Origin of the sequence: Peribacillus huizhouensis, assembly GCF_014138605.1 — a bacterium.
GTDB classification, from domain to species: Bacteria; Bacillota; Bacilli; order Bacillales; family DSM-1321; genus Peribacillus; species Peribacillus huizhouensis.
Genome location: NZ_JACJHX010000003.1, coordinates 392,599 through 418,654, shown reverse-complemented (window position 1 = coordinate 418,654; position 26,056 = coordinate 392,599). Strand labels below are relative to the sequence as shown.

At 36.9% G+C, this 26,056-nt stretch carries 21 protein-coding genes; 8 read left to right on the top strand and 13 right to left on the bottom strand.

The window, feature by feature from the left end:
* Window positions 1-238 precede the first annotated feature (238 nt).
* Entirely contained in the window at window positions 239-1,957 is a 1,719-nt protein-coding gene (acsA, locus tag HNP81_RS07625) for an acetate--CoA ligase (protein ID WP_182502155.1), read from the bottom strand.
* Between the two features lie 182 nt (window positions 1,958-2,139).
* Here acsA and HNP81_RS07620 point away from each other — a divergent pair, with 182 nt between their 5' ends.
* Window positions 2,140-2,772 carry a GNAT family N-acetyltransferase gene (locus tag HNP81_RS07620; protein WP_182502154.1) on the top strand — a complete coding sequence of 211 codons (633 nt, stop codon included), beginning with the start codon at window positions 2,140-2,142 and terminating at the stop codon, window positions 2,770-2,772.
* A 212-nt stretch (window positions 2,773-2,984) separates the two neighbouring features.
* On the top strand, window positions 2,985-4,142 hold the full coding sequence (locus HNP81_RS07615) for an acetoin utilization protein AcuC (RefSeq protein WP_182502153.1): 1,158 nt from the start codon (window positions 2,985-2,987) through the stop codon (window positions 4,140-4,142).
* Window positions 4,143-4,300: 158 nt separating this feature from the next.
* Here the strand turns inward: HNP81_RS07615 and ccpA are convergent, their stop codons facing one another.
* Both ccpA and HNP81_RS07605 read right to left on the bottom strand, forming a co-directional pair.
* Window positions 4,301-5,302 (bottom strand): catabolite control protein A, encoded by a 1,002-nt coding sequence (gene ccpA, locus HNP81_RS07610; RefSeq protein ID WP_182502152.1) that lies wholly within the window; start codon window positions 5,300-5,302, stop codon window positions 4,301-4,303.
* 825 nt (window positions 5,303-6,127) lie between these two features.
* Complete coding sequence (locus HNP81_RS07605; RefSeq protein ID WP_028392270.1) at window positions 6,128-7,207, bottom strand: bifunctional 3-deoxy-7-phosphoheptulonate synthase/chorismate mutase; 1,080 nt, start codon at window positions 7,205-7,207, stop codon at window positions 6,128-6,130.
* A gap of 245 nt (window positions 7,208-7,452) precedes the next feature.
* Here HNP81_RS07605 and HNP81_RS07600 point away from each other — a divergent pair, with 245 nt between their 5' ends.
* The gene (locus HNP81_RS07600) at window positions 7,453-9,606 is read left to right on the top strand and encodes a cell division protein FtsA (RefSeq protein WP_182502151.1); all 2,154 of its coding nucleotides are present in this window, start codon (window positions 7,453-7,455) and stop codon (window positions 9,604-9,606) included.
* 86 nt (window positions 9,607-9,692) lie between these two features.
* On the opposite strand, the gene ytxJ is transcribed toward HNP81_RS07600, so the two are convergent.
* From ytxJ to HNP81_RS07585, 3 genes are all read right to left on the bottom strand, one after another.
* Window positions 9,693-10,019 (bottom strand): bacillithiol system redox-active protein YtxJ, encoded by a 327-nt coding sequence (gene ytxJ / locus HNP81_RS07595; protein WP_028392272.1) that lies wholly within the window; start codon window positions 10,017-10,019, stop codon window positions 9,693-9,695.
* Window positions 10,020-10,119: 100 nt separating this feature from the next.
* Window positions 10,120-10,698: a YtxH domain-containing protein gene (locus HNP81_RS07590; protein WP_182502150.1), complete on the bottom strand. Its 579-nt coding sequence runs from the start codon at window positions 10,696-10,698 to the stop codon at window positions 10,120-10,122.
* A gap of 193 nt (window positions 10,699-10,891) precedes the next feature.
* The gene (locus HNP81_RS07585) at window positions 10,892-11,395 is read right to left on the bottom strand and encodes a DUF948 domain-containing protein (protein WP_182502149.1); all 504 of its coding nucleotides are present in this window, start codon (window positions 11,393-11,395) and stop codon (window positions 10,892-10,894) included.
* A gap of 534 nt (window positions 11,396-11,929) precedes the next feature.
* Between HNP81_RS07585 and HNP81_RS07580 the strand changes: the two genes are divergently transcribed.
* Window positions 11,930-13,045, top strand: a complete 1,116-nt coding sequence (locus HNP81_RS07580) for an aminopeptidase (RefSeq protein WP_182502148.1) — start codon at window positions 11,930-11,932, stop codon at window positions 13,043-13,045.
* A gap of 381 nt (window positions 13,046-13,426) precedes the next feature.
* Here HNP81_RS07580 and HNP81_RS07575 read toward each other — a convergent pair whose 3' ends face one another.
* Window positions 13,427-18,748 (bottom strand): coiled-coil domain-containing protein, encoded by a 5,322-nt coding sequence (locus HNP81_RS07575; protein ID WP_182502147.1) that lies wholly within the window; start codon window positions 18,746-18,748, stop codon window positions 13,427-13,429.
* A 184-nt stretch (window positions 18,749-18,932) separates the two neighbouring features.
* Here HNP81_RS07575 and HNP81_RS07570 point away from each other — a divergent pair, with 184 nt between their 5' ends.
* The 3 genes from HNP81_RS07570 (at window position 18,933) to HNP81_RS07560 (ending at window position 20,553) form a co-directional block, all read left to right on the top strand.
* Window positions 18,933-19,586: a BMQ_0737 family morphogenetic spore coat protein gene (locus tag HNP81_RS07570; protein WP_182502146.1), complete on the top strand. Its 654-nt coding sequence runs from the start codon at window positions 18,933-18,935 to the stop codon at window positions 19,584-19,586.
* A 67-nt stretch (window positions 19,587-19,653) separates the two neighbouring features.
* Window positions 19,654-20,199 carry a hypothetical protein gene (locus HNP81_RS07565; protein WP_182502145.1) on the top strand — a complete coding sequence of 182 codons (546 nt, stop codon included), beginning with the start codon at window positions 19,654-19,656 and terminating at the stop codon, window positions 20,197-20,199.
* Window positions 20,200-20,214: 15 nt separating this feature from the next.
* Entirely contained in the window at window positions 20,215-20,553 is a 339-nt protein-coding gene (locus HNP81_RS07560) for a hypothetical protein (protein ID WP_182502144.1), read from the top strand.
* 235 nt (window positions 20,554-20,788) lie between these two features.
* On the opposite strand, the gene HNP81_RS07555 is transcribed toward HNP81_RS07560, so the two are convergent.
* The 6 genes from HNP81_RS07555 to HNP81_RS07530 form a co-directional block, all read right to left on the bottom strand.
* A complete protein-coding gene (locus HNP81_RS07555; RefSeq protein ID WP_182502143.1) occupies window positions 20,789-21,346 on the bottom strand; it encodes a hypothetical protein in 558 nt (185 codons plus the stop codon).
* Window positions 21,347-21,601: 255 nt separating this feature from the next.
* Window positions 21,602-22,033 (bottom strand): exosporium protein D, encoded by a 432-nt coding sequence (locus HNP81_RS07550; protein WP_182502142.1) that lies wholly within the window; start codon window positions 22,031-22,033, stop codon window positions 21,602-21,604.
* Between the two features lie 222 nt (window positions 22,034-22,255).
* On the bottom strand, window positions 22,256-22,420 hold the full coding sequence (locus HNP81_RS07545; protein ID WP_182502141.1) for a hypothetical protein: 165 nt from the start codon (window positions 22,418-22,420) through the stop codon (window positions 22,256-22,258).
* A 209-nt stretch (window positions 22,421-22,629) separates the two neighbouring features.
* On the bottom strand, window positions 22,630-23,466 hold the full coding sequence (locus tag HNP81_RS07540; protein ID WP_182502140.1) for a hypothetical protein: 837 nt from the start codon (window positions 23,464-23,466) through the stop codon (window positions 22,630-22,632).
* A gap of 360 nt (window positions 23,467-23,826) precedes the next feature.
* Window positions 23,827-23,988: a hypothetical protein gene (locus HNP81_RS07535; protein ID WP_182502139.1), complete on the bottom strand. Its 162-nt coding sequence runs from the start codon at window positions 23,986-23,988 to the stop codon at window positions 23,827-23,829.
* 191 nt (window positions 23,989-24,179) lie between these two features.
* Window positions 24,180-24,983: a hypothetical protein gene (locus HNP81_RS07530; RefSeq protein WP_182502138.1), complete on the bottom strand. Its 804-nt coding sequence runs from the start codon at window positions 24,981-24,983 to the stop codon at window positions 24,180-24,182.
* Window positions 24,984-25,216: 233 nt separating this feature from the next.
* On the opposite strand from HNP81_RS07530, the gene HNP81_RS07525 reads away from it, so the two are divergent.
* Window positions 25,217-25,507, top strand: coding sequence for a hypothetical protein (locus HNP81_RS07525; protein ID WP_182502137.1), 291 nt, complete (start codon window positions 25,217-25,219; stop codon window positions 25,505-25,507).
* Window positions 25,508-26,056: the final 549 nt, after the last annotated feature.

Sequence of the window (26,056 nt, the reverse complement as noted above, 5' to 3'; positions counted from 1 at the left end):
AAAAAAGATCCTCTAAAGCACAGGTACAATATGCCTTAGAGGATCTTTATATTATATATGAAGGACATGGGGACGGGGCTTCGCGACTTACTAATATAGCCAATTTACTTTGCAGTATACTGACTTTATCAAGAAAGTACACTAAAATCCGGCTCCGCACCGCCACCATTGTGATTAGGTGAGTGAAGCATTCTATTTGTGGTAAATGATAGCTTTATAAAGTCATATAGATTTTATTTCACTCTTCCATTGAGGACAAATCACCTGTTGGCAAATTAAGCTCCCATGCTTTAAGCACACGGCGCATAATTTTTCCGCTTCGTGTTTTTGGTAATTTTTCTCGGAATTCGATTTCCCTTGGAGCCGCATGAGCTGCTAATCCTTGCTTGACAAATGTTCGAATTTCTTCAATCAACTCTTGGGTAGGCTCATATCCATCTCGAAGCGCGATAAATGCTTTTATGATCTCACCACGAACTGGATCTGGCTTACCGATAACACCTGCCTCAACAATGGCTGGATGCTCGACTAGCTTACTTTCTACTTCAAATGGGCCAACACGTTCACCTGACGTCATAATTACATCATCGATACGACCTTGGAACCAGAAATAGCCTTCTTCATCCATATACGCAGAATCTCCTGAAACATACCAGTCTCCCGGCATAAAGTAAGATTGATATTTTTGCTCATTATTCCAAATCGTTTGCATCATAGACGGCCAACCCTTTTTAATCGCTAGATTCCCCATTCGATGAGGTGGGAGCACATTTCCCTGATCATCTACAATCGCAGCCTGGACCCCAGGTATCGGTTTACCCATGGATCCTGGTTTAATGAGCATGCACGGATAATTACAAATTAATTGGGCGCCTGTTTCTGTCATCCACCACGTATCATGAATTCGCTTATTAAAGACCTTCATTCCCCACCGAACAACCTCTGGATTCAACGGCTCACCTACACTTAGCACATGGCGCAATGAATTTAAATCATATTGCTTCACAGCTTCATCTCCCGCACCCATGAGCATGCGGAATGCAGTTGGAGCACTATACCAAACCGTTACTCCATAATCTTCAATCGTTTTATACCAGGTTTCAGGCTTAAAACGGCCCCCTACTACCACATTTGACGTTCCCGTTAGCCACGGCCCAAATATCCCATAAGAAGTCCCAGTTACCCAGCCAGGATCTGCCGTGCACCAATATACATCCTCTTCTTGCAAATCCAGTACCCATTTAGCTGTTTGATAGTGCTGTAACATCGCATTATGTACGTGAAGTACACCTTTGGGGTTCCCTGTTGAACCAGATGTATAATGAAGTATCATCCCATCATTCCGGTCCATCCATTCAATCGAGAAGTTCTTATCTGCTTCTGCGACTTTTTTCATAAAATCATACTGCGTTTCGGTTTCTTCTATATTTTCTCCAACAAGAAAAATATGTTTCAAATTAGGAAGTTCGTCTACAGGAACGCGCGATAATAGAGCTTGCGTTGTAATTAACACTTTAGCTCCGCTATCAGTCAAACGATCCCGTACAGCGCCCTCCATAAAAGCTTCAAAGAGCGGGCCGACAATCGCACCTGCTTTAATCGCTCCGAGCACGGCAAAATATAGCTCTGGTGAACGTGGCATAAAAATAAACACACGATCCCCTTTCTCAATATTCCCGTACTCCTTAATTACGTTCGCTGCTTTGTTTGACCATTCTTTCATTTCCTTAAATGTATATTTTTCGGCTCGATTCTCATCTTTGTAATAGAGGGCCACTTTATTTTTCCGGAATGAATCAGCGTGGCGATCGATTGCTTCATATGCAAGATTTACCTTGCCTGTTTTAGACCAAGTAAATTCCTTCTCGACTTCAGACCAATCGAAATGCTTGTAAGTATTCTCATAGTCTTCTAAATTATAATCCCCTTTAGCTACTGGTAACGCTTCCATTTTCATAAACATTCATCCCCCTTTGCATACTTGCTAGGCTTATTATAATATAATTAACTTTTTTTCACAATTTTTTTAATATTCGGTTTAATCTATTCTAAAATATTATTAAATTCTATATATTAGATCAATTATAAAAACTTCATTTTATGTATAATGAAAGTAACAGCTGTTTAGGTGGTGAAAACTTGGAACACAACAAGACGTATAACAGAATGGAATTGAAATCGTTGAATCAGACATTAATTATCGAGGGGCCAGTAACTGCAAAAGAACTACAATCTTATGAATTCCACAAGGACTTACTTGCATTTCGTCCCGCAACACAGCAGCATCAGGCTTTAATTGAAATTGCAGAGCTCGCTGAAGGCCGGATTATCGTTGCCCGACTTGCGAACATGATTGTCGGATATGTGACCTATTTATACCCCGATCCACTTGAGCGATGGTCTGAGATTAATATGCCGGATTTGCTTGAGCTTGGAGCTATTGAAGTCATCCCAGATTTTCGTGGAGCTTCTGTCGGAAAAAATTTAATACGAGTATCCATGATGGACGAAAGCATGGAAAATTATATCATTATTACGACCGAATATTATTGGCATTGGGATTTAAAAGGAACAGGTTTGAATGTATGGGAATACCGAAAAGTAATGGAAAAAATGATGAACGCTGGTGGACTTGTTTATTATGCAACAGATGATCCCGAAATAAGCTCACATCCAGCCAATTGCCTAATGGCTCGAATCGGCAAGCACATTCCCCTTGAGTCCGTTCAGAAATTTGATCAACTGAGATTTATGAATCGCTTCATGTATTAAGGTTTACGTACATTTAGGAGGAATTGAAATGATTAGCAAACGAATCATGAAAAAGACCACGTTCCCCATCACTCTTTGGCCTGACTTGTTGCTATCAACAATACATCTACCCTATTTTCAATTTGCAAAAAAAGTTCCGAACAACTTTAGTAGTATCGCTATTTTCAACAAAGCAATAAGGTTTTTCGGCCCACTGCCCAAAGGAGTTAATCATGAAAAAAGATGCCATATTCATTTATTCAGATGAGCTATTAACATACAAATTCCATGATCATCACCCTTTCAACCAAAAACGACTAGCGCTCACTCTAGATTTATTACGAGCGCATGGAGCAATAGCTGCAGAAGATATCATTCAGCCAAGAATGGCAACAGACGAAGAGCTTCAATTGATTCATGACCCTAAATATATAAACGCAGTCAAACTTGCAAGTCAAGGGAAGCTCTCTTCAGAAAAGGCTGAGAATTTTGGACTTGGCACCGAGGACACACCTATTTTCAAACATATGCATGAAGCAAGTGCATTATTGGTCGGCGGCACTCTGACAGCTGTAGATTACGTCATGACCGGACAAGCCAAGCACGCTTTAAATTTAGGCGGAGGTTTACATCACGGCTTCCAGGGGAAAGCATCAGGTTTTTGCATTTATAACGACAGCTCTGTAGCTATTAAATATTTGCAGCATCACTATCATGCACGCGTTTTGTACATCGATACTGACGCCCATCATGGTGATGGCGTACAATGGGCGTTCTATGATGACCCTGATGTCTGTACTTTATCAATTCATGAAACAGGACGTTATTTATTTCCTGGGACCGGAAATATTCATGAACGAGGTCAAGGGAATGGCTATTGTTTCACGTTCAATATTCCTGTTGATGCATTTACAGAGGATGATTCTTGGCTTGATGCATATCGAACTTCTTTTAAAGAAATTATTGAGTATTTCAAACCTGATGTAATTCTTACACAAAATGGCGCAGATTCACATTATTATGATCCTTTAACACATTTATCAGCCACAATGCGTATTTTCAAAGAAATACCTAAGCTTGCTCATGAACTCGCCCATAAATATTGCGGGGGGCGATGGATTGCTGTAGGGGGTGGCGGCTACGATATTTGGCGGGTCGTACCGAGAGCTTGGTCATTTATTTGGTTGGAAATGACTGAAAACAGTAATAATTTAGGACCATTGCCACAATCTTGGATTGATCGGTGGCAAACTGAAACAACTGTCACACTCCCTGCTGCTTGGGAGGATCCAGAAGGTATCTATACACCAATTCCCAGACGAGCGGAAATTACGGAGATTAATGCACAAACCGTCGCAAAGGCATTATATCCGATTCGATCAAACAACTAAAGCTTCATCTTAAAGATTCTTTCATCAAATGAACATAAAAAAGAGGCTGTCTCATAAGTCCAACCTCGTAATCTACCCAGCATTTATACATGATAAAAATCCAGATGTGTATTAAGTTATCAGTCTGACACTGACTTTTGAGACAGCCTTAAAGCTTCTTATTTCGTTGATTGTCTTTCTTCAATTCGATGAGGTAGAATAACAGCTTCTTGTCCTTCTACTGTTTCTTTGTTCATCAATTTTGTCAGCAATCTCATTGAAACAGCCCCGATATCATAAAGTGGCTGTACAACAGTTGTGATATGTGGACGCACCATTAAAGTCAGGCGTGTATTATCAAAACTGATCACTTGGAAATCTTCTGGGACATTGTAGCCTTTATCTTGCGCTCCATGAACAATTCCAAGTGCCATCTCATCTGTACCAGCAATAATCGCAGTCGGTTTAGATGGAGATTCAAGTAGTTTTTCTAATGATTCAATTCCTGAATCGTATGTGTAATCCCCTTCGACAATCAAATCTTCGTTATACGAAATATTAGCCGTTTCTAGTCCGCGCTTATAACCCTCTAGTTTCTTTTTCGTAATTGGATCTTCAAGGTTACCGCCAACAAAAGCAATTTGAGTATGGCCTTTCCCTGTAAGAGTCGAGACCGCATCAAAAGCTGCAGCTTCATAGTCAATATTTACAGATGGGATTTGCTTCGTATCCTCAACAGTTCCTGCAAGTACGATTGGAACGGGAGACTTTTTGAACTCTGCAATATGATTTTCAGTAATGTTTGATCCCATGAATACAATTCCATCTACTTGTTTCCCAAGCATCGTATTCAATAAATGCAACTCTTTATCTTGGTTTTCATCGGAATTGCTCAAGATAATATTATACTTGTACATCGTGGCAATATCCTCAATTCCACGTGCCAATTCGGCATAGAAAATGCTTGAAATATCAGGAATAATTACACCTACAGTAGTCGTCTTTTTACTTGCAAGACCTCTGGCAACAGCATTTGGACGATAACCGAGGCGATCAATAACTTCGGAAACTTTCTTTCTTGTTGCTGGCTTAACATTTGGGTTGCCGTTGACAACACGTGATACGGTTGCCATAGAAACATTTGCTTCACGTGCAACATCATAAATTGTGATATTATTCATCAAACCACTCCTTTACTACTATCATTTTTCATTTACTTGGACTAGATACTAAAAATTCATTAAAAAAATAATAATTTCTTCCTTTATCACTGTTTAGCTATCCATCAATAGGGATGCCCCCAACTAATGAAAGTTTCACTTTATTAAAGGTATACAGGCCAAGTCAAAAGGCACTGTCCCTATCTTTTAAACATAATGAGAAGTCATGCGTACACTATATACATCTTATAAGAAAAACATACAAATTATATCATACTTTTCGACAAAACTCTCTATTCATTCCTATAAAATAGTTTATAAGAATATTGTTTAGTAAAGATTCCTTTAATCATACGATATGTGGCGCATTACTGCAACGTATCTAGCTATTAATTGCGCACAAAACAAATATGGCGTTCAAACGTCACCATTTATCAAGAAAGATCCTTCCTATCACACGCAACACTCGCCTAATCACAACGGTTGCGGTGCGGAGCCAGATTATGAAGTACTTTCTTAATAAAATACGTTTATCTACAAAGTAGACTGTCTATATTTTTAAGTCTCAAAGCCCCACACCATGTCCTTCATACAAATCCGAATGAAATGATTCTTTATCATCATCGATTCAACAAAATACCTGAATTGAAGAAAAAGCAACAAATTTCTAACTTCGCCGTTCTGCCCCACAGCGTTAGTCTGACAACCACGAAAAAAAGAGAGGTTGCCTCAGAAAACGTCTGACCTCACACTCTATATCCCGTTTACTATGTCTTTTAAACGATATATCAGAGATGTAAGGTCTAACCTTTTCCGTATGGGACAGCCTCTCTTTAATAAATCACCTTATACAGTTACGCCAGTCATCATTTTTTGAATTTCTTTATAAAACTCATCAAACTGTTTGAAGTCCATTTGCTGCGCAGAGTCAGAAAGCGCGACTGCTGGATCTGGGTGAACTTCTGCCATTACACCATCTGCACCAATTGCTATAGCTGCTTTTGCTGTTGGAAGCAATAGGTCACGGCGGCCCGTCGAATGTGTAACATCAACCATGACAGGTAAATGTGTTTCTTGTTTTAAAATTGGAACAGCTGAGATATCTAATGTATTTCTCGTTGCTCTTTCATACGTACGAATTCCACGCTCACAAAGGATGATGTTGCCATTTCCTTGTGACATGATGTATTCAGCTGCATGAATAAACTCATCAATCGTAGCTGCTAGCCCGCGTTTTAAAAGAACCGGTTTATTCACCTTTCCAGCAGCTTTCAATAGATCAAAGTTTTGCATATTTCGTGCACCGATTTGAATCACATCAACATAATCAAGCGCTGTTTCAATATCATTCGCGCTGACAATTTCACTGATAACAGCTAAGTCGTACTTATCACCGACTTGCTTCAATATTTTTAATCCTTCAAGGCCAAGACCTTGGAAATCATATGGAGAAGTACGTGGTTTATATGCACCACCGCGAAGCAATTTAAGTCCTTTTGCTTTAACTACTTCAGCTACTTGAGCTACTTGTTCGTAAGATTCAACTGCACAAGGACCAAACACGAAGCTTGGAATACCGTTTCCTACTAATTCGCCCTTTAAATCAATCACAGTATTTTCTGCTTTTTTCTGACGAGAAACGAGCAATGCTTTCTTCTGATTCTCCTCTTGTAAACCGAGACCCATTTTAAAGATTTCTTTAAAAATATGTTTAAGTGATGCAGGATCTAGTGGTCCCTGATTATGATCTTCGATAGAATCCAACATCTTTCGCTCACGAACTGGATCATAACGGTTAATCCCTTGTTTTTCTTTTACTTGGCCAATTTGTTGAACAAGTTCTGCACGCTTGTTAATAAGATGTAATAACTCCAAATTCACATCATCTAGTTTCTCACGTAAAAGTTCCAAATCATTATTACTCAAAATAATCCACCCTTTCCTTTCCGGTTAACCAATTGAAAAACATAGCTGCTTCATAATTTATGAGAAGATGGCAAGTTTTTATCATTCACATCCGGAATCTGTTATGAATTGAAAAAATATGTTACTGTTTTTATATAATTTCATTTATTATAAATGAAAAGTTTTGAATTGTCACTATTTTTTTCTTTAATAATTAAACGCTTTTAAGCATTAAAGTATATTTTAGTTAAAAGAAGGTGTTCTTTGTGCACGAAAAACGATTCGCACTTGATATTGGTACTCGTTCAGTTGTAGGAATTATTTTGGAACAAACGGCAGATTCATTTGAAGTAACAGATATTGTTTCAATTGAACATCAAGAACGGGCTATGCTAGACGGACAAATTCATGATGTGATAGCTGTCTCGAATGTCATCCAAACTATTAAAGACACTTTGGAAAAGAAACACGGCTCACTTCATAATGTGTCGGTTGCTGCAGCTGGGCGTGCATTAAAAACAGAGCGTGCCTCTATTAGTATGGATATTAACGGGAAACCGATGCTAAAGCACGATGATATTTTGCACCTTGAATTAAGTGCCGTTCAAAAAGCGCAAGCCATTGTGGCAGAAAAAAACAACTCAAGTACAAACCATCATTATTATTGTGTCGGTTACTCTGTTTTATATTATCGACTTGATGATCAAGAAATTGGCAGCTTAATCGATCAAAATGGAGGAAAAGCTTCTGTCGAAATTATTGCAACATTTCTTCCAAAAGTAGTTGTTGAAAGTCTACTTGCCGCTTTAAAACGAGCAGATTTACATATGCAAGCTTTGACGCTTGAGCCAATTGCTGCCATCAATGTACTGATTCCACAGTCCATGAGAAGATTGAATGTTGCGCTCGTAGATATCGGTGCAGGTACTTCTGACATCGCCTTAACAGATTCAGGAACGGTTATTGCCTATGGTATGGTACCGATTGCTGGCGATGAAATCACTGAAGCCATTAGCGACTCGCTTCTACTCGATTTTCCTCTAGCAGAAACCGCTAAAAGGCAGTTGACAGATTCTGAAATGATTACTGTAACCGATATCCTTGGTTTCGAGACGGAAATACCAAGTACAGAGGTAGTTCGAAGCATCATGCCTTCTATTGAAAAATTGGCAGATGCTATTTGCAAAGAAATATTGGAATTAAATAACAACAAATCACCGAAGGCAGTGATGCTAGTTGGCGGTGGCAGCCTAACCCCTCGACTTTCTGATGTTTTGGCTGACAAATTAAATCTTCCACAAAACCGTGTCGCCATCCGAGGAATTGAAGCTATTGGCAAACTTACATTTGCTGCCCACGTTCACAGTGGTCCTGAGCTCGTAACACCAATCGGGATTGCTATAGCCGCTCACAAAAGTCCGATTCAATATATGAGCGTGACTGTGAACGGTCAGACGATCCGCCTCTTTGATATGAAAGAAATGACAGTAGGGGATTGCTTGCTTACTGCTGGAGTTAAATTGAATAAATTATTTGGAAGACCTGGCATGGCTATGATCATCGAGTTCAACGGCCAATTAATTACAATCCCAGGCGAGCATGGGACAAAACCGATCCTAACAATAAACGGCAAGGACGTATCATTAGACTACACCGTTCGAGATGGCGATGAAATCACTGTCCAGCAAGGGGAAGATGGCCGATCACCTAAATTGTCTATTAAAGAACTTGTTGATGGATTACCAAGTAAACAAGTCTCAATCAATGGCGTTTCACACACGATTCATGCCGAACTACGCCGTAATGAACAGGTCGTTACAGGTGAAGAATTCCTTCATGACAATGACCGAATTACATGTACGATACCAGGAACACTAGCAGCACTTTTTACAATTACCAATGAAGAACATCTGTTGAGAAGTGTAAAGCCATTTACAGTTAAAGTGAATAAAAAGATCGTTACCCTCCCTTCATTCGGTAGCAAGATTGTCAAAAACGGTATTCTAACAAATCCTGAAAGTTTATACGAAGATGGTGATGTGATTGAAATCATTAAGTCAGCCCAGCCAATTACGACTGATTTGGCTTTTGCGATGAATGCCCAGCTAACATTTTCAATCCCCGTTACATTCAACGGAAAAAAACTACAGCTCACAAAAAAGCTCGCTGAGTTTTATCGCGATGGACAAAACTTATCGAATGAAGATGTCATCAACCAAGAGGATGTTCTTAGCTTCGTTCAACATAAAATGGAGCCGTTTATTTTTCAGGATGTATTCATGCATATGGACATTGACATGCCAGACCATCCAGTTGGAGGATTTCTGTTAATAAAAAACAATCAAGAAACAACCTTTAATGACACGCTTGCTCCTGGAGATGAATTAAGCATCCTTTGGCCGACATCATCTCCGACATAAAGAAAAAGTAAAAAAGGATCAGACCTTACTCTAAACGGTATTTAGAGATGGGGTTCTGACCCTTCGTTACGCTATAGCCTGTTATATCATTTTCCTACTGCCTCATCAAGTGAAGCCACAGTAATTCTCCAATGTGACTCATTCCAAGCAGGTTTGCCATCTTTAAAATAAATGGCCTGTGGTGATTGGTGTTTCACATCAAAGGTTTCTGCAATATAAGCAGAAAGCGGACGTGCTTCCTGAACAGCTAAATAAGCTGTCTTAACATCGTTGTGCTCATCAATATACCGTTGATATTCTGTAAAGGCTTCTGCACTGACTGGGCAGGTTAAACTATGCTTAAATAGAAGGAATGAATCCTCATTAACTAATTCATTAAACTGTTCTTCTGTTTCAATTTTTACTAATGCCATCTTCATAACTCCTTTCAAAATAATCATCTAGATTGATCAACCATTTCAAAAAAACTGGCGCTGAAATTAGCCTATCATTTCAGCGCCAGTTTTGACAAATTTACTGTTTATACTTCGTTTCCGTTTCTTCAAATGCCTTTTCGGTCTCGTCGAGCAGTTGAGCCGCACTTTTGTTGCTCTTTTTTGGATCCTTAGCTGTTGAATTATCTGCATCTGGTACATGCTTCACTTCAACACTTTTGATTTTTGAACGATGTCCGAAACTTCCTTTATCATCTGCCAAACTTTCGATTCCTTCTTTTTTACTTAATTCTTCTCCTGATTTAACGCCAGGCTTTAAACTGGAAACTTTATTTAATAAGTCAGAACCTTTATCACTAACAATCTGCGTTACAGAATTGCTTTTTTCTTTAGCCGTTTCGGCGATTCCGTTGCCTTTTTCAATCGCAACGCGACGGAGCTTTTCTGTTTTCTCACTTAATGATTTCGCTTGTTCAGTGACGTCGATCCGTAATTCTTTACCCGTTTTAGGAGCCATGAATAAGGCACAGCAAGCACCAATGACGCCTCCAATTACAGCCCCAATAATAAATCCTGTAGAGTTACCAGAATGACGCTCTTCAATTGCTTTTTCGCAATCCTTCGTATAATCCTTAACCAGAAATTCTTTTTGTGCCATGTCCATTCTCCTCTCAACTTTTTATCCCGCTTTTACGGACAGTAAGCCCCCCACCTAAAGCTTGTGATGAACAAAGAAGTAAGTTTAGACAAACTGCCCGTAAAAACCCGATTGGTTTAACTAACCATCAGTGGGAAACTGCACCCATCGATGGAAGTTTCACTTTATTTACTAGTTTTCTTCTCCTTACGTATCATCTAGAACGTAAGAAACGCTTTTTTACTACTTTGTCTGATTCTGGTTCCTCTTCTTGTCTGTAAGATGGTTCGTCAGTTGACATGGTCTGCTTTTTCTTAGATTTCCACTTATCGCGGATTTCCATCGCAACATTTGTCCATTGGACAATCTGGGAAATCTTATCTTGATTATTCTCAAGCTCATGCTGTACTTTGTGTGAAATTTTTTGAACAGATGTATTAAAGTTTTGGATGGAACTTCCCACATCCTTCACTGCATCTACCACGGTATTTAGGTTTTCTGATTTCTTTTGTAAATCTTCTGCGAGTGCATTTGTCTTATGCAATAATTGTGTCGTCTCAAGTGACACACCTTGCATTTGGCTTTCTAGCCCGGTTAATGTTTTCGACACACTATCAAGTGTAGATTGCAACGATTTTAATGTTTTGGCTAAGAAAACAACTAAAATGAAAAAAGCAATTGCGAAAACGGCAGCACTCAAGTATAAAATGATCTCCATATCAATCCCTCCGAAAAATGTTCATTTATCCCGCTTAAACGGGCAATAGATCCCAACTCAAGACTTAAAAGAATCGAAGAAACCTTGGTGGAGGATAACTTGCCCTTAATAGCCTGATTGGTCACAACAGTGGGAGATTACACTCCACTAATTGAAATTTCACATTATGTTTATACGATATTTTTTCTGTTCTTATCAATACCCTTTCCATTCTTTGATAAACTTCATCTCTAAACATTTTCCACAATTATGCTATATATTCCTTCATAATCTTAAGTCTTAGAATAACAAATTTTTTCACGAGTGAAAATTATTTCTCCCCTCGAACTATTATATGTAACAGAATAAAGAAAATCGGTTACAATAATTATGTGATAGGATACGCAACAAGTCTACGTTTTCCAAATATTTTACCTATCATTTTATCCGCATTAACGGAAAGTCACCCACCACTTCAAGGCTTAGAGAAATCGAAGAAGCATAGTTAAGGGGATAGAGGTTTCACTTTATCTTATTTAAATTGGAGGCCATACAATGAAAGATCCTAGAATTGAACAACTAGCAAAAAATTTAATCAATTACTCTGTTAAGCTACAAAAAGGGGAAAAAGTCCTGATTGAAAACTTCGGATTACAACGTGAACTCGTCAATGCCCTTGTGAAAGAAGCATATGCAGCAGGTGGATACCCATTTGTTTCTTTAAAAGACCATCAAGTAGATCGCTCCTTACTAATGGGCGCAAAAGAAGAACAATATGAGATGATAGCTGAATTCGAAGCGAATGTTATGAAAAATATGGATGCCTATATCGGCCTGCGCGCTGGTGACAATATAAATGAGCAATCAGATGTACCCGCAGAAAAAATGGCAATCCACGGCAATACAGTCGGTAAGAAAGTACATAGAGAAATTCGCGTTCCAAAAACAAAATGGGTTGTGCTTCGTTACCCGACAAACTCGATGGCTCAATTGGCGAAAATGAGCACGGAGGCATTTGAGGACTTTTATTTTAATGTGTGCAATCTAAATTACGGCAAAATGAGCGAGGCAATGGACAGCCTGGTTGACCTCATGAATCGTACGGACAAAGTCCGCTTAACTGGACCTGGTACCGATTTAACGTTTTCTATCAAGGACATCAAAGCGATTAAATGTGCAGGAGAATTAAATATTCCTGATGGAGAAGTGTATTCGGCCCCTGTACGTGATTCAGTAAACGGAACGATTACATATAATACACCATCGCCATATCAAGGATTTACGTTTGAAAATGTTAAATTAACCTTCAAAGATGGCAAAATTGTTGAAGCAACGGCAAATGATACAGAGCGCATCAACAAAATTTTCGATACAGATGAAGGTGCTCGGTTCATTGGAGAGTTCGCAATTGGTGTGAATCCATTCATCCTCCATCCGATGCAGGATATCTTATTTGATGAAAAGATTGACGGTAGCTTCCATTTCACTCCAGGGCAATGCTATGATGATGCATATAATGGCAATCACTCCAACATACACTGGGATTTAGTAAATATCCAACGTCCTGATTATGGCGGCGGAAACATCTACTTTGATGACGTATTAATCCGTCAAGATGGCCGTTTTGTCATTCCAGAGCTTGAAAAGTTAAATCCAGAAAACTTGAAGTAATATGTAAAACGGGGCTGTTCCAAAATGGCCAGACCTCACACTCTATACACCTTTTATTGTGTTATTACACGTCTATAAAGTGAAACTTCAATCAGTGGGGTTTTCTTTTCCCCCACTGATTGTTAGTCACGTTCTAGAGTCACAAACTAAGTACGCCGAGTCCTCATATCTTCGTCTTTGTGAGCTGCATCCTGTGGGAGCAAACTTACCTCTGCGTAACTCCCGGTAAGTTTCACTGTATCTCACCAATCGGGCTTTTACGTCAAAAGCAAGGTTACTGGATACTGCCCCTTAATGCAGGAGAAACGATATATAAGAGATGTGGGTTCTTTTAGCCTTTACGTTATTAAACTCTCTTTTTCATCCGTCATGGTGGATGATTTATTTCCAATCACTGGATTCTATTCTATCCTCTTTTAGAAGGGAAGTTGCTTGTATTTCACGAAACGTCATTCTCCTAGGCTGAACTGGTTGCTCAGTATTATGCTTTTGGGACAACCTCATCAAGTCTAATGGCGTTCTAGAAATTGGTTTTAATGAATCTCCAAGTTTTTTGCTATTATCCATTTCTGCCTCTATTTTGCCTTTAGTTGATTTTATTAATTCTTCGTGTTCTTGTTGTAGTTGTTGATAAGACTGGTTTATTTTTTCAAGTTCCTGCTTTTGTTCCTTATCATTCAATTTGAGGTTTGCTAGTTCCTGGCTCTGAACTTCATAAGATTGGCTTACATCTTTTAACTCTGCTTCATTATCTTGATAGGCTTGCTTTAACTCTGCTAATTCTTGGTTATGACTTTCGTAAGAATGCCTTAACTTTTCTAAATCATAGGCCTTTTCCTTTTTAGCCATTTTCATTTGTTCAAGTTCATATTTCAACTCTTTGTACGATTGTTTCACTTCTTCAAGCTCTTTATGCAGAAGCTGTTTAGCAAATCTTGTGTCTGCTAGCTCCTGGTTTTGCAAATCATAAGATTGTCTTAATACTTCGAGTACTTGTTTTTGAACTTGTTCACTTAATACTGAAGCAGCTAGCTCTTTTTTCAGTAATTCGTATGAATGGTTTACTTCTACGTACGATTGTTTTTGATACTGTTCCTTCATTCTAGACTCTGCTAGCTCCTGATTCAACTCTTGATTCGTCTCATTTAATACGTCAAGGACCCGTTTCTGATCTTGTTCCGTTATTCTAGATTCTGCTAATTTTTGGCTCATTTCTTGATGTATCTGTTTTAATTCTTCAAGTTCTTGGTGCTGACTTTGTTCCTTCATTGTTGCGGCAGATAACTGTTCGAGTACCTCTTCATGTGATTGGTTTAATTTTTCTAGTTCTTCCGTTTGGACTTGTTCTACCAATTTTAATCCCGAAAGTTCTTCCGTCACTGCTTGATGTGTTTGTTTTATTTGTTCAAGTTCTTGGTGCAGATTTTGTTCCTTCATTGTTGCAACAGATAGCTGTTCGAGCACTTCTTCATACGATTGGTTTATTTTTACTAGTTCTTCCGTTTGGACTTGTTCTACCAATTTTAATCCCGAAAGTTCTTCCGTCACTGCTTGATATGTTTGTTTTATTTGTTCAAGTTCTTGGTGCAGATTTTGTTCCTTCATTGTTACGGTGGATAACTGTTTGAGTACTTCTTCATGCGATTGGTTTAACTGTTCGAGTTCTTCCATTTGGACTTGCTCTACCAATTTTAATTCCGAATGTTCTTCCATCATTTTTTGATGTGTTTGCTTGAATTCTTCAAGTTCTTGGTGCTGACTTTGTTCTTTCAACGTTGCGGCCGATAACTGTTCGAGTACCTCTTCATATGATTGGTTTAATTTTTCTAGTTCTTCGCTTTGGACTTGTTCTACCAATTTTAATTCTGAAAGTTCTTTGGTCATTTTTTGATGTGTTTGCTTGAATTCTTCAAGTTCTTGGTGCTGACTTTGTTCCTTTAAGGTAGCGACCGATAACTGTTCGAGTACTTCCTCATGCGATTGGTTTAACTGTTCGAGTTCTTCCATTTGGACTTGCTCTACCAATTTTAATTCCGAATGTTCTTCCATCATTTTTTGATGTGTTTGCTTGAATTCTTCAAGTTCTTGGTGCTGACTTTGTTCTTTCAACGTTGCGGCCGATAACTGTTCGAGCACTTTTTTATATGATTGGTTTAATTTTTCTAGTTCTTCGCTTTGGACTTGTTCTACCAATTTTAATTCTGAAAGTTCTTCGGTCATTTTTTGATGAGTTTGCTTGAATACTTCAAGTTCTTGGTGCTGACTTTGTTCTTTCAACTTTGCGGCCGATAGCTGATCAAGTACTTCCTCATGCGAGTATTTTAATTTTTTTAGTTCTTCGGCTTGAACTTGTTCTACTAATTTTGATGCCGAAAGCTCTTTGGTCACTTCTTGGTAAGTTTGGTTTAATTGTTCAAGTTCTTGGTGCTGGCTTTGTTCCTTCATTGTTGCGGCGGATAACTGTTCGAGTACCTCTTCATGTGATTTGTTTAATTTTTCTAGTTCTTCCGTTTGGACTTGTTCTACCAATTTTAATCCCGAAAGTTCTTCCGTCACTGCTTGATATGTTTGTTTTAATTGTTCAAGTTCTTGGTGTTGATTTTGTTCCTTCAATGTTACGACTGATAACTGTTCGAGTACTTCCTCATACGATTGGTTTAATTGTTCTAACACTTCGGATAGGACTTGCTCTACCAATTTTGATTCCGTAAGCTCTTCGGTCACTTCTTGATATGTTTGTTTTATTTGTTCAAGTTCTTGGTACTGACTTTGTTCTTTTAAGGTAGTTACCGATAACTGTTCGAGTACTTCTTTATGTGAGTGGTTTAATTTATCTAATTCTTCGGCTTGAACTTGTTCTACCAATTTTAATTCCGAAAGTTCTTCGGTCATTTTTTGATGAGTTTGTTTGAATTCTTCAAGTTCTTGGTACTGGCTTTGTTCCTTCAACCTTGCAGCCGATAGCTGATCAAGTACTTCCTCATGCGAATATTTTAATTTTTTTAGTTCTTCGGCTTGACCTTGTTCTACCAATTTTGATGCCGAAAGCTCTTTGGTCACTTCTTGGTAAGTTTGGTTTAATTGTTCAAGTTCTTGGTGCTGGCTTTGTTCCTTTAATGTTGCAGCCGATAACTGTTCGAGTACTTCTTCATGCGATTGGTTTAATTGTTCGAGCTCTTCGCTTTGGATTCTTTCTACCAATTTTAATTCCGAAAGTTCTTTCGTCATTTTTTGATGAGTTTGCTTGAATTGTTCAAGTTCTTGGTGCTGGCTTTGTTCCTTCACCCTTGCAGCCGATAGCTGATCAAGTACTTCCTCATGCGATTGGTTTAATTGTTCTAACACTTCGGATAGGACTTGCTCTACCAATTTTGATTCCGTAAGCTCTTCGGTCACTTCTTGATATGTTTGTTTTATATGTTCAAGTTCTTGGTGCTGACTTTGTTCCTTTAAGGTAGCAACCGATAACTGTTCGAGTACTTCTTTATGCGAGTGGTTTAATTTATCTAATTCTTCGGCTTGAACTTGTTCTACCAATTTTAATTCCGAAAGTTCTTTGGTCATTTTTTGATGAGTTTGCTTGAATTGTTCAAGTTCCTGGTGCTGACTTTGTTCCTTTAATGTTGCAGCCGATAACTGTTCGAGTACTTCTTCATGCGATTGGTTTAATTGTTCGAGCTCTTCGCTGTGGACTTGTTCTACCAATTTTAATTCCGAAAGTTCTTTGGTCACTTTTTGATGAGTTTGCTTGAATTGTTCAAGTTCCTGGTGCTGGCTTTGTTCCTTCAACCTTGCAGCCGATAGCTGATCAAGTACTTCCTCATGCGAGTATTTTAATTTTTTTAGTTCTTCAGCTTGAACTTGTTCTACTAATTTTGATGCCGAAAGCTCTTTGGTCACTTCTTGGTAAGTTTGGTTTAATTTTTCTAGTTCTTGGTGCTGGCTTTGTTCCTTCATTGTTGCGGCGGATAACTGTTCGAGTACCTCTTCATGTGATTGGTTTAATTTTTCTAGTTCTTCCGTTTGGACTTGTTCTACCAATTTTAATCTCGAAAGTTCTTCCGTCACTGCTTGATATGTTTGTTTTAATTGTTCAAGTTCTTGGTGCAGATTTTGTTCCTTCATTGTAGCGGTCACTAATTTTTCGCTTACTTCCTCATACGATTGTTTTAACTCTTCTAACACTTCGGTTTGAACTTGCTCGACCAATTTTGTTTCCGATAGCTCTTCAATCACCTCTTGGTATGTTTGTTTTAATTGTTCAAGCTCTTGGTGCTGACTTTGTTCCTTTAAGGTAGCAACCGATATCTGTTCAAGTACTTCTTTATGCGAGTGATTTAATTTATCTAATTCTTCGGCTTGAACTTGTTCTACCAATTTTAATTCCGAAAGTTCTTCGGTCATTTTTTGATGAGTTTGTTTGAATTCTTCAAGTTCCTGGTGCTGGCTTTGTTCCTTCAACCTTGCAGCCGATAGCTGATCAAGTACTTCCTCATGCGAGTATTTTAATTTTTTTAGTTCTTCGGCTTGAACTTGTTCTACTAATTTTGATGCCGAAAGCTCTTTGGTCACTTCTTGGTAAGTTTGGTTTAATTGTTCAAGTTCTTGGTGCTGGCTTTGTTCCTTCATTGTTGCGGCGGATAACTGTTCGAGTACCTCTTCATGTGTTTGGTTTAATTTTTCTAGTTCTTCCGTTTGGACTTGTTCTACCAATTTTAATCCCGAAAGTTCTTCCGTCACTGCTTGATATGTTTGTTTTAATTGTTCAAATTCTTGGTGAAGATTTTGTTCCTTCATTGTAGCGGTCACTAATTGTTCGCTTACTTCCTCATACGACTGTTTTAACTCTTCTAACACTTCGGTTTGAACTTGCTCTACCAATTTTGTTTCCGATAGCTCTTCAATCACCTCTTGATATGTTTGTTTTAATTGTTCAAGCTCTTGGTGCTGACTTTGTTCTTTCAACGTTGCCCCTGATAATTGTTGGAGTACTTCTTCATGCGAGAGTTTTATTTGAACGAGCTCTTCACTTTGGACTTGCTCGACCAATTTTGATGCCGAAAGCTCTTCGACCACTTCTTGATATGTTTGCTTGAACTCTTCAAGTTCTTGGTGCAGATTTTGTTGCTTCATTGTAGCGGTTACTAATTGTTCACTTACTTCCTCATACGATTGTTTTAACTCTTCTAACACTTCGGTTTGGACTTGCTCTACCAATTTTGTTTCCGATAGCTCTTTAGTCACCTCTTGATATGTTTGTTTTAATTGTTCAAGCTCTTGGTGCTGACTTTCTTCCTTCATTGTAGCGGCAGATAACTGTTCGAGTATTTCTTCGTAAGATTGTTTTAATTCTTCAAGCTCTTGAGCCTTTTCCTGCAAATCGCTATTTTGTTGATTTGCTGTATCTAATATACTTTTCTGATCCAATTCTCTCCTCTGCAATTCTTCATATTCTTTTTCCATAGCATTATTTCGAGTTTCTAATTCTTCTATCTGTACAGCCATGATTTGTACTCGATCCAATAACTCTAAATGCTCCCTCTTCTCCTCCTGCCACTCAATTTCAATTTGCTCGTTCTTTTGTCGTAATTTCAAATATTCTTCGGTAACATCATTTTCTCGATAGCTCCTTACCATTTTTTTGTATTTTTTAATTTGACGTATCATTGTACTAAGCTGATTTTCATCTACGAAATTGGACATAGTTACCCCCCCATAAAAAAAGATATAGAGTATTGTATGTTTTTCCATTTGGGCTGTGCCAAAATAATTGTTTCCACTTTTCCGAATAATGGTTTCAGAAAATGGGCGTTAATGCCGTAACTAGGACTAGGGGGGCTACATACTTTGTACTGTACAGTAAATATTTTAAAAGGGAGTCGATCATATGAGTCATTCACCACGGCCCACTCAAGAGCTTTTATGTATCAATGCTGAAAAAGTATATGATTGGGTAATTTTAGAGAATACAGTTAGACAATTGGTTTCAGCAGAGGAGCTTGATATTGACCGTGAATTGGACGATGTAAAGCATTTATCAACCCGCTTCATATTAACCGATGAGCACGGAAAACCGCTTGGTCCAAATGCAGAGGTCAAAGTAAAAGAAGTCGATAAGCGCGAGGAAAAGACATTTGTCATTGACGGGGCTTTAGTAACACTAGAAAAAGTATCGTTCGTAAAAGTCTTTTTTATTGTCATCGAATTTAGGGGAGTCAAAGAACATTCTCCGTTCGTCTTTACATCTCGTCCAATTCGTATTGAAGCCCACGAAAGTTTATTCTTATGTGCACCAGAGGGTACAAGATTAGTAGTTAGAATAACAGACTTAGATGGCAGCGCAAAGCTGAATTTCTTCGATGACTGTTTAAAAAGCGTTGATGTAACACTAACAACTTGCCAAAGTATTCAAGCAGTTGCTGACGTTACGATTGAAGTAAAAGCAGACTTCTGTCACCCACGCGATATTTTAACAGAGCAATGTTCAACACCTGTCATCCCACCACAATGCCCAGTCATTTTCCCTGGTCATGATCACTAAACTGTTTGCATAAAGTGTAAGAGAGGAAATTTCCTCTCTTTATTCTTTTTTAGGGCGGGTGAAAGATATGATTGAGAAACTACTTCAAGAATTAGAAAATCATCTTCTTGAACTGAAGAGCGAAAGCCTTGAATACCAAGAAAAGATAAGGGCCTTATTACATAAAAGAACACAAGCACAAAACCCGATATCCTATTTTAATTATTCAACCATAATTGATAAAGAAAAAAGTGGTGAACATACCGTAATAGGAACGTTTCATTTGCATAATCCAAGCACTCTTCCCCTTCATAATCCAGTCATTCTTCTCAAAATTAATTCAGATCAACCATTTGATTTCTCAGGGAAATATGTTTTTGCCAATAAACCAATCCAGAATGAAACCTTTTTTTGGGAGCGCATTGAACATAAACAAAGCGGTTCCATAAACGAATATTCATTTCGACCAGTAGCCAACAAAATCATTCCACCAAATGATACGTTCTCATTTTCTAATTTTCAAATTCGCTTCTCAAATGAAGAAACCGGCTACATGCACGTTGAAGGATTTATTTATTATCAGGAAAAAAGCGATGGAATAGCATCGTTAAATTCCATCAGCATTAGCTATTAGAAAAGGGGGCCGCATATGATTTCATCTGATAATAGAGAAATTATTGAAATGCTGGAGACTTTACTTATACAAGAAATGGAAAGGAGACTTAAACCACCCAATAGCGATGAAGCTGTACATAACAAAGAACAAACGGTCATCAACATTAATTACGATCCGCTCTTATATGCATTGTTTTATCTTTTACTTGGGGAGAAAAATAACGTCATGAAATATTCTATTCTTACAACGGAAAATAAAGATACAAATATCCAATCGGCTGAGAAAAGAGTTAAAAAAATGGTGCATCAGATTACCACACTGAAGGGTAATAATAGACTGTTTTATTCAGATATCTTAGAAATGCTATCATAAATTTTTTACATTCATTCTCATAAATTCGACCCCTTGTATATTAAACAAGGGGTCTTTGCTACTAGAATTATTTATTAATTATTTAATTATTTTCCTAGTAGTTAATTCGTTAAAACTGAAACCTATATAATAGAATTATTGTTACTCTTTTTATTGTCAGATTATATAATACGTTAAGCTTCAAGTCCTTGTACATTTTTGTTTTTTCTATTATTTAGATTTCATTAAATCATAATTAGTCACAATCACAGTCATGGTGGTGGTGTTCGTCGTGTTCGTGATGTTTCTTATCTTGATCAGCTTTACAGCAGATACAGAATGATTTTTGGATAGTTGCTCTTAAAGTAGTTGCATTATTGGTAGGGTTTGAGACCGTTAGTCTTTTAAAATCTTCGACCTGAAATACTCTTGTACCGCCTGCAGGAATTGTTTCTGTAATTGGTCTGTGACAACAATCTTTCTTATGTTTCTTCTCTCTTGTAGTAATCGTTACTTGTACACCCGCATTGTTTCCAGCTGTTAACGCTAGGAAGGTTTTATTATGATTCTTTGTAAAATCTTCAAAAATCACTAAGTTAGTTGCGTTAGCTGGAACTGGAATATCTCCTGTAGTAAAATTATGATTTTGTACAGTACATTGTTGTTTTAGACTAACTTCAATTTCTTTCTCCTCTTCTTTTTTGTTGCGATCTTTCCGATCATCTTTTTTGCAGTGATCTTTTTTGTTCCCACTTTTTTTGCTATAGAAATCCTCATAATAGTCGCCACTATAATACCTATTAATATAAACCATTCCCTTCATCTCCCTTAAATATTTGACACTGTAACATGTCTTCCCTCTATATAATGCAAGCAAGCACTATTTTGTATAGGACAGGAGTGTATTTATTAAATAAATAGACACTTTATTTGAACAATACCCATTGAATAATATTTCTATATTACTTAGTTATACTGCCATTCTAATTGCTACAAAAAAAGGAAAAAAAGAACTTCCCATTATAGAAGCTCTTTATTAGTTAGCGGATATTCATCATAACCTAAACATTTAATCACAATCACAATGATGTTTTTTATCTTTACAACAGATACAAAACGTTTTTATTATAGTTACTCCTATAGAATTGGCAGTACCACCTGTGTTCGAGACAACGAGACTTTCAAAATCTTCAACTTGAAAAGCCCTTGTCGTTGTTTGGGGCATCGTCGCCGTAATAGGTCTGTCACAATCTTTTTTTCCTCTCGTTCTAATTATTACTTCTACAGGTGGTCCTTGCCCCACAGTTAGTTGAAGATATGTTTTATTATGATTTTTTGTGAAATCCTCAAAAATTGGCAAGTTTACTGTGTTAGCAGGAAGAGTAAAACCAGGAATAGTAGATTGATGCGTTTCAACAGAACATTGTTCTTTCAAGTGAATTAAAGCAATCAATTCTTCTTTTATTTCCCGTTCTTTCCACTCGTCTCTTTTGTAATCCATACTTTCATCTCCCTTTTTGAGACTTTAAATTGTCTTCCATGTTATATAATGTTAGTATTCTTAGTATTGCATGGGACAAGAATCTATTTTTAAATTTTTCCAATTTTTACACATTGGAAATTTTTATTCTATGTAATTCTGAAAATCCATAAAGAAAAGAGATCTTTCCTAAATGAAAGATCTCTTTTTTAATTAGATTATTATATCAGGCATATCGAATGTTTATGGTTGTTCGTAATACCCCATTCGTGGTTCCGTTATGTCTTTCAGATCAGGAAATCCAGGAATGGAAAATGTATGAGCTTCAGATGACTGTTCTTTCGAATGATTTTCAAGATTGTTCAAAGCAGCATCATCTATGTCCTTTTCTTCATATTTTTTATCCATTTTTTCATCTCCTTTCTTGATACATTAAAATGCTGTTCCTTTTTTATTAAATGCAAGTGACATTAGTTTCGTACGGTACAGGAACATATTTCTAATATTTTTTTAGAATAACTTAGTTATATTTGAAACGCGTTCAGATATCTAATTTCGAAAATAGGTTAGAAGAGAACTCTCAGATGAAAGTTCTCTTCCTTTCTATTTAATAAAAGTCATGCATGTTCACATATACATTTATTTTCATCAACCCTACATTTCTTGTGTTTTCTATCTTTACAGCAAATACAAATAGTATTTTGGAACACTATACCTACACCTGCATTTGCTCCACTGCTATTTGAAACTTCAACACTTTTATAGTCTTCAATTTGAAATGCTCTCGTACCATTTGCAGGAATACTTATAGTAATTGGCCTATTACAATCTTTATCTTCCCTATATCTAATGGTTATCAGTATAGGCTCACTAGAAGATACCGTAAAACCAATCTTTATATGGTTTTTTGTAAAATTTTCAAATAGTGGCCGGTTAATTGTATTATTGGGTACAGTCTGACCCAAGGCGAAGGCAGGATCATTTCCAACAAAACATTGAGCTTTTCCAGTATCTTTTTTGTCGCATTCATTGTATTCATCATTTGTACATTCATTCTTGCAATTTTTTTCGCAGCAACCTTCGTCATTACAGCAGATACAGAAATGTTTAAAAATATTAAACACGAACAAAACGTTTGCTCCGCTGTTGTTGGCGACTTCAAGACTTTTAAAATCCTCGACTTGGAACGTCCTTATGCTATTTGCAGGAATTGTTGCAGAAATGACTCTATCGCAATTTTCCCCTCTTGTTCTAATTTTTACATCTAAAGCTCCACCAGCTGCTAATAAATTTAACATTACTTTATTGTGATTTTCTGTAGTGTCTTCAAAGATTGTCCTTTGCATGCCTGGTCCAATAATTTCACCTACAGAAAGAAATGCATGATTACCGCTAAAACATTCTTGTTTTTGGGTAACATTAATATTAATTTTTTCCGTATCATTCTCCGTCAAAAAAATCATTCTCCCTTCCACCCAATACTTTATAATATTAATACCTTCTCTTTTAGTTAATGAAGACTGGCGTGATTTTGATAAGGACAAGAGCTTATAAAAAAGTATTTAACTACTCTTTTAATATCCTTTTCAATTAAATCGCTCATTTTTATTAATCTTAGGTCCTATAAGGGATGGAATTTCCTTACATTGTTATTAAGTAAGGAACTGAAAGTAAAAGGGACAGCCTTCGGCTATCCCTCTTACTTTCAGTTCTTCAGATTGTAGAGACAGTATATTTTTCTCTACAATCTGAGAACTCAATAAAGTTCTCTTTTTTTAATGAAATTAATCTGTCAGTCATATTCAAATGACTGTTTATGATCGGTTGAAAAAACCCGCCCCTGCTTCTGTTATGTCTTTAGGATCAGGGATACCTGGAATAGAAAACGTATGTGTTTCTTCAGAAGAATGCTTATTAGATTGAGTATCAAGGTTTTTCGAAGCAGCTTTCTCCATATCTTTTTTAATATTATCCATTTTTATCACCTTTCTATTTTGCTACATTAATGCCTTGCCTTTTATAAAATGCAAGTAATCTTAGTCTTGTATAGGACTGGAACATACTTTCCTAATATTTTTTAAGAGTAGGATATGAAAAAGTTTTAATTTTTATATTAGATGAAGAGAACCCTTAAATGAAAGTTCTCATCTATTTTATTTAATATTAATCATGCATGTTCATGTTCACTTTCACATTCATCTTCCAATTTCTTGTGTTTCCCATCTTTACAGCAAATACATATAGAATTTTGGACTGTTATTGTAAAACTTGAAGGGATAGCACTATCATTTGAAACTTCAAGGCTTTTAAAGTCCTCAATTTGAAAAGCCCTCGTACCACCTGTAGGGATCGTTGCAATAATTGGTCTGTCACAATCTTTTTCTCCTCTAGTTCGAATTATTACTTGTATAGGATTAGTCACAGCTATAATAAAGTTGGTTTTACTATGATTTTTTGTAAAATTTTCAAATAGTGGAAGGTTTAAAGTATTACCGGGAATTGGTTGGAAAAAGAAAAAATCTTCATTTCCAACAAAACATTGTGCATTCTCGTTGTTTTTATTTTGGTCTTTTTTATGGCAATCTCCGTAAGAACACTCATCATTACAGCAGATACAAAATTCTTTTAAAATGCCAAATTGAAAACTAATGACTACACCGCTATTATTAGAGACTTCAAGACTTTTAAAATCCTCAACTAGAAAGTTTCTTACACTTGTAGCGGGAACTATTGCAGAAATTACCCTATCACAATTTTTCCCTCTAGTTTTAATTTTTATATCTAAAGCACCGCCATTTGAAACTAATACTAATGTTACTTTATTGTGATTTTTTGTATTATCTTCGAACACTGTTCGACTTGTGTTATTTCCAATATTCTCAAATCCAGAAAAAAATGTATGATTACCACTAAAACATTCTTGTTTTTGGGTAACATCAATATTAATTTTTTCCGTATTATTCTCCGCCAAAAAAATCATTCTCCCTTCCACCCAATACTTTTTAATATTAATACCATCTCTTTTAGTTAATGAAGACTGGCATGATTTTGATAAGGACATGAGCTTATTTAATAAAAGTAAAGTTACTGCTCCTGATATACCCTTGTATAAATTGAGACATTCATCTAAACAATTTTATAAATCTGGGAGCTTTTAAAGGGATTGAAGAATACCTTATTAAGAGGAGGAGGGAACTACTCGTTATGTCAGAATGGAAAAAACGTCCTAAAGTACCTGAGTCTCATCCTTTCAGAGAAATTTACAACGACTTTCTTGATTCCAGCCGTGAAGAATTATTGGAGTGGATCGATGAGCTTAAGAAGGATCGGAATGCTGCATTGGAGGAGAAAAAGAAAGGGAAAAGGACATTTGATCATTTTATTAAACAGCGGATGATTGATACTGCCATTGAAGCGTATTATTGGAAGTATTTAAATAAAGACACAAAAATTGAAAATAATGATGAAAACATGGATAGTAATCCGTGTCAATAAATCGTCTGCCCATAGAACTTGTCTTTATCTACACAGGCCGTACTTATATAAAGCGCTTAAGAATGGGTGCGTGTTTATTCCTGTTATGTGAATATGCTGCACCCAACTTTCTATTTGATAAAAGGGACCTATTAAATCTCCATGTTGATCTCCTTCTCAATTATCTTGCATTTTAAAGGAACGAAATCAATAAACTAACATTCGTGCTCGGTCCGACATAAAAAAGGCGCAATAATAGTGAGATTTTTCTCTTAGGTACAAGCACCCTTTTCGTTCATTGAATACCTTATATTAAGATGATAGAAAGGATGATCTTATGAAGCTTTATGATCCAAAGAAAAATAAGTATTATATGGAAGCTCGATATTACTCTCATCATACTAGTCCTGAGAAAAGCAAGTTCCATAACAAGAAGAATGATAAAAAAGAAAAGTTAGAGCAGAAATGTAAGTGCAAATTTCATTTCCGACGGTCTTAACCTCACTAGATATGTCTCTCAATACAAATCCTTTAGGTTGTATCTGTGGCTTAGCTGACATGCTGGCAGAC

Excerpts from the sequence above, each read along its gene's own strand:
- HNP81_RS07570 (WP_182502146.1), top strand. The coding sequence starts at position 18,933 with ATGAGTCATTCACCACGGCCCACTCAAGAGCTTTTATGTATCAATGCT.
- ccpA (WP_182502152.1), bottom strand. The coding sequence starts at position 5,302 with ATGAATAATATCACAATTTATGATGTTGCACGTGAAGCAAATGTTTCT.
- HNP81_RS07560 (WP_182502144.1), top strand. The coding sequence starts at position 20,215 with ATGATTTCATCTGATAATAGAGAAATTATTGAAATGCTGGAGACTTTA.
- HNP81_RS07590 (WP_182502150.1), bottom strand. The coding sequence starts at position 10,698 with ATGGCACAAAAAGAATTTCTGGTTAAGGATTATACGAAGGATTGCGAA.
- HNP81_RS07565 (WP_182502145.1), top strand. The coding sequence starts at position 19,654 with ATGATTGAGAAACTACTTCAAGAATTAGAAAATCATCTTCTTGAACTG.
- HNP81_RS07535 (WP_182502139.1), bottom strand. The coding sequence starts at position 23,988 with ATGGATAATATTAAAAAAGATATGGAGAAAGCTGCTTCGAAAAACCTT.
- HNP81_RS07615 (WP_182502153.1), top strand. The coding sequence starts at position 2,985 with ATGAAAAAAGATGCCATATTCATTTATTCAGATGAGCTATTAACATAC.
- HNP81_RS07575 (WP_182502147.1), bottom strand. The coding sequence starts at position 18,748 with ATGTCCAATTTCGTAGATGAAAATCAGCTTAGTACAATGATACGTCAA.
- ytxJ (WP_028392272.1), bottom strand. The coding sequence starts at position 10,019 with ATGGCATTAGTAAAAATTGAAACAGAAGAACAGTTTAATGAATTAGTT.
- acsA (WP_182502155.1), bottom strand. The coding sequence starts at position 1,957 with ATGAAAATGGAAGCGTTACCAGTAGCTAAAGGGGATTATAATTTAGAA.
- HNP81_RS07580 (WP_182502148.1), top strand. The coding sequence starts at position 11,930 with ATGAAAGATCCTAGAATTGAACAACTAGCAAAAAATTTAATCAATTAC.
- HNP81_RS07585 (WP_182502149.1), bottom strand. The coding sequence starts at position 11,395 with ATGGAGATCATTTTATACTTGAGTGCTGCCGTTTTCGCAATTGCTTTT.
- HNP81_RS07525 (WP_182502137.1), top strand. The coding sequence starts at position 25,217 with ATGTCAGAATGGAAAAAACGTCCTAAAGTACCTGAGTCTCATCCTTTC.
- HNP81_RS07550 (WP_182502142.1), bottom strand. The coding sequence starts at position 22,033 with ATGGATTACAAAAGAGACGAGTGGAAAGAACGGGAAATAAAAGAAGAA.
- HNP81_RS07555 (WP_182502143.1), bottom strand. The coding sequence starts at position 21,346 with ATGGTTTATATTAATAGGTATTATAGTGGCGACTATTATGAGGATTTC.
- HNP81_RS07545 (WP_182502141.1), bottom strand. The coding sequence starts at position 22,420 with ATGGATAAAAAATATGAAGAAAAGGACATAGATGATGCTGCTTTGAAC.